The sequence below is a fragment of the Planktothrix sp. FACHB-1355 genome, assembly GCF_014748295.1.
GTDB lineage: Bacteria > Cyanobacteriota > Cyanobacteriia > Cyanobacteriales > Aerosakkonemataceae > Aerosakkonema > Aerosakkonema funiforme_A.
On the sequence record NZ_JACJUP010000767.1, the window covers coordinates 1 to 3,504 of the forward strand.

Sequence of the window (3,504 nt, forward strand, 5' to 3'; positions counted from 1 at the left end):
GACGATCCTCCCTTATCCCCATACCCCTGGAAATCGATTTTTGATGAAGAAACAGCAGACGATCGCACCGAAGCAGCTGCCGCATCGACCTTAACATCGGATAGAGAATCATCTCGATCCCCCTGGAACTCGATTTTTGATGAGGAAACCGCAGACTCGCCCACCGAAGCAGCCGCATCCAGCTTAAAATCGGAAAAATCCGCTCCGCAACCATCTCGATCGTCCTGGAACTCGATTTTTGACGAAGAAAGTCCAGACCCGCACACCGAAACTGTGCCAGCGTCCAGCTTAAGATCGGAAAAATCGGATACACAACCATCTCGATCGCCAAAAAACTCGATTTTCGATGAAGAAACCCCAGATAATCGCACCGAAGCAGCCGCATCGACCTTAAGATCGAACAGATCCGATGCCATCGAAGATTTACCTTTAGAAGAACCTGCGATCGATTCCAGACCCGACCCCGAAATGCCGAAACGCGATCGAGTTTTGCGTCGCCGCAGACGGCAATTTAAACTGCCCCAGTCCGCATACAAAATTGGGGTTGGAGTAGCAGCAGTAGCAATTGTAGGTGGTATTTACGCTTTAACTCGTCCTTGCGTATTGGGAGAATGTACACCCATCCAAACCGCTAAGCAGCTCAGTCGAGAGTCAGCACAAACCCTCAGAGAGGCAAAAAACGAGCAAGATATCAATCTGGGAAAAGAAAAACTCTCGAAAGCGATTCAGGAGTTGGAAAGCATTCCCCCTTGGTCTGGCGATCGCGCCTCGGCGCAGTTACAGTTGCAAATTTACAAAGGAGTTGTTACTAAAATAGACATAATTTTAAAGGCTATGGATAAGGCAAAAGTTGCCTCTCAAAAAAGCCAAAACCCTCCTCATTCAGTCCAACAATGGCAAGAAATACAGTCAGTTTGGAAAGAAGCGATCGCTGCCGTTAAACAAATTCCCAAAAATAGCTTGATTTATCCTCTAGCTCAACAAAAATTAAACGAATATCAAGACAATTTAACCGCTATCGATCGCCGAGTTAAGCAAGAGCAACAAGCTGAAATCAAACTGGCAAATGGCAAAGAAATCGCTCAATTAGCGGAAGTACGTCAAGGCGTAGCCAAAACTTTAGGTCACTGGCGACAAGTTGAGTCAACTTGGCAAGCAGCGATCGCTTCTCTTTCTTCCATTCCCAAAACCACAACATTTTACCAGGAGGCGCAGCAGTTAATTGCTAGCTATCAGCCAAATTTTGCCGCAGTGCGCGATCGCAAAAACCAAGAAGAGAATGCCGCTAAAATTTACAATCAAGCCATTACAATTGGTGACCTTGCCAAAAATTTGGAGCAACAGAACCAATTGACCCAAGCTGTCGCGACTTGGCGCAGAGCTTCCACCTATGCCCAACAAGTACCTACTGGTACTTATTACTACTCACAAGCTCAGCCGCTGAGTGAAAGTTACATCAATTCTTTAAGACAAGCACAAGCTAAATTGCAGGTAGCTTTAATTGTGCAAAAAGCTACAGGCGATCTCAATAAAACTTGTGCTGGCGTACCCAAAATTTGCGACCATACCGTTAATCTTCAAGGAATCAAGGTTTATCTAACGCCTGCTTATGTCAACAGCGTCAGAAGGACTGCCATGACTGCCGGTTTGAATGGGGACGCTAATACTCTTGCTGGTGTAGACGATCATTTGAAAACCTTACAAGCTGCATTGGAAGCAATTAGCGAAAATGCTCGCGTACCTCTAGAAATTTACGATCAAAATCGTGCTTTAATAGGGAGGTATGTACCAAAACCGAGATAAAGATTATAGCGAGAGGCTAAAAAAGTCAAAAGTCAAAAGTCAAAAGTCAAAAATAAGAGGGGGAGTGGGGTATCGGGAGAACGGGATAGCGGGAGAACGACATAAAGGTCGAAAATATACATATAAATTCCCCCACTTTCTCCTCCCTCTCCCTTTGCATTTTGGCTTTTGACATTCATCTCATGTCCGGTAGCATCGGTTGCAGAAAAAATGCGTTCTTATCTGCGTTTATCTGCGGTAAAAATTTAACCTCAATCTCCCACAGATAATATGAGAGCATCAGTCTTAGACTACCGATGCAACCGGACACAATATAAAAATTCATTTAGCGATGCTTGAAAAAATAAAAGAATTTTGCATATTATTAACCACAGATGCACACAGATAAATTGCGGTGTTCTTAAATTTTTAGTTGTGCATCGGAGTTGAAAACCTGCCGACAAATTCCCTGGGTAATCAAAAAAGCAGTAATCAGGGTAGCGCTTGCCTGCATCACCAAAATCAACATCTGGTAAAATGCAGCAATGAAAGGACTGACACCACCCAATATCTGACCGGTGAAAGTTCCCGGTAATGTTACTAAACCGACAACCGTCATCGTATTTAGGTTGGGAATCATTGCAGCTTTAATCGCTTCTTTTTTGTACTGCGCTACTGCTTGTGCGGGGGTAGCTCCCAAACTGAGGTGAGTTTCAATTTCCAGGCGCGTGCTTTTGAGGCTACTGACGAGACGTTCGCCAGCTAAAGCAGCACCGTTCATAGCATTTCCCAGCACTATACCAGCAAATGGAATCAGAAATTGCGGTTCGTACCAAATCTGCGGTTTAATTACCAAAAAATTGACGTAGACTAGCGTCAGGGCAGTACTGAGTAAAAGCGAACCTCCCACGACGGGTAACATTTGAGGAATTTTTTCGCCAATGCGACTTTTCGCTACCCTAGTAGCAATAATCAGCATGACAAACAAAACCGCGATAACCAGTACGGGGTTTGGCTGAGCGAAAACCACCTCCAGTACAAACCCAACTCCCAGCAATTGTAGGATAGTGCGACCTGTCGCGATCGCCAGAGGCCATTCCAAGCCCAACTTTTCCCAAGCAGATAAACCGATGGCAAAGGCGATGAGTCCTAATGCCCAAGTGAAGTTTGTGGGGTCGAATTTAGCTAAATCCACTGCCTTGGGGGTTTGAGGTGCGATCGAACTATTGGCGATGACTTCCTATTTTACAACGTCATTCGGCGCGGTAATATTTAAAACCGTACCAAATCAAGGTTTTAAAGGCTTATATTTAGCTGCGCCTGGGGCAGATTGTCACAACCAGTTGACAAGAAACTTTTCTCGCCTAAGATAATCTACCATAACCGTTGGAAAATATACACCGAGAAAACCATTCACCTTGCAGAGACAACTGTGGGGCTGACGGGCTATCCGGGACTTGTAGTAGTAAAAACTAAAACTTCGTGGTAGGCGAGTGAATAACATTCCCCCTGTTGACTTGGCACGTCAGTACAAAAACCTTGAGAAAGAAATAAACGCAGCTGTATTGGAAGTGCTGGCTTCTGGCCGATACATCGGCGGTTCTCCGGTGGAGAGTTTTGAGCAACAGTTTGCCAATTACATAGGCGTTTCCCATTGCGTAGCGTGCAATTCTGGCAGCGACGCCCTCTACCTCGCATTACGAGCTTTGGATATTGGCGCTG

Annotated in this window: 3 protein-coding genes; 2 read left to right on the top strand and 1 reads right to left on the bottom strand. The window is 45.2% G+C overall.

The genetic code is table 11. The features are described 5' to 3' along the window. The coding region (locus H6S82_RS24540) for a hypothetical protein (RefSeq protein ID WP_191056853.1) at window positions 1–1,803 on the top strand (1,803 nt) is incomplete at its 5' end. A 400-nt stretch (window positions 1,804–2,203) separates the two neighbouring features. Here the strand turns inward: H6S82_RS24540 and fetB are convergent. Continuing rightward, the gene (gene fetB / locus H6S82_RS24550; RefSeq protein WP_190463850.1) at window positions 2,204–2,977 is read right to left on the bottom strand and encodes an iron export ABC transporter permease subunit FetB; all 774 of its coding nucleotides are present in this window, start codon (window positions 2,975–2,977) and stop codon (window positions 2,204–2,206) included. A 298-nt stretch (window positions 2,978–3,275) separates the two neighbouring features. On the opposite strand from fetB, the gene H6S82_RS24555 reads away from it, so the two are divergent. Then, window positions 3,276–3,504 (top strand): DegT/DnrJ/EryC1/StrS family aminotransferase (locus H6S82_RS24555; protein ID WP_191056855.1); only part of this gene is annotated, 229 nt, incomplete at its 3' end.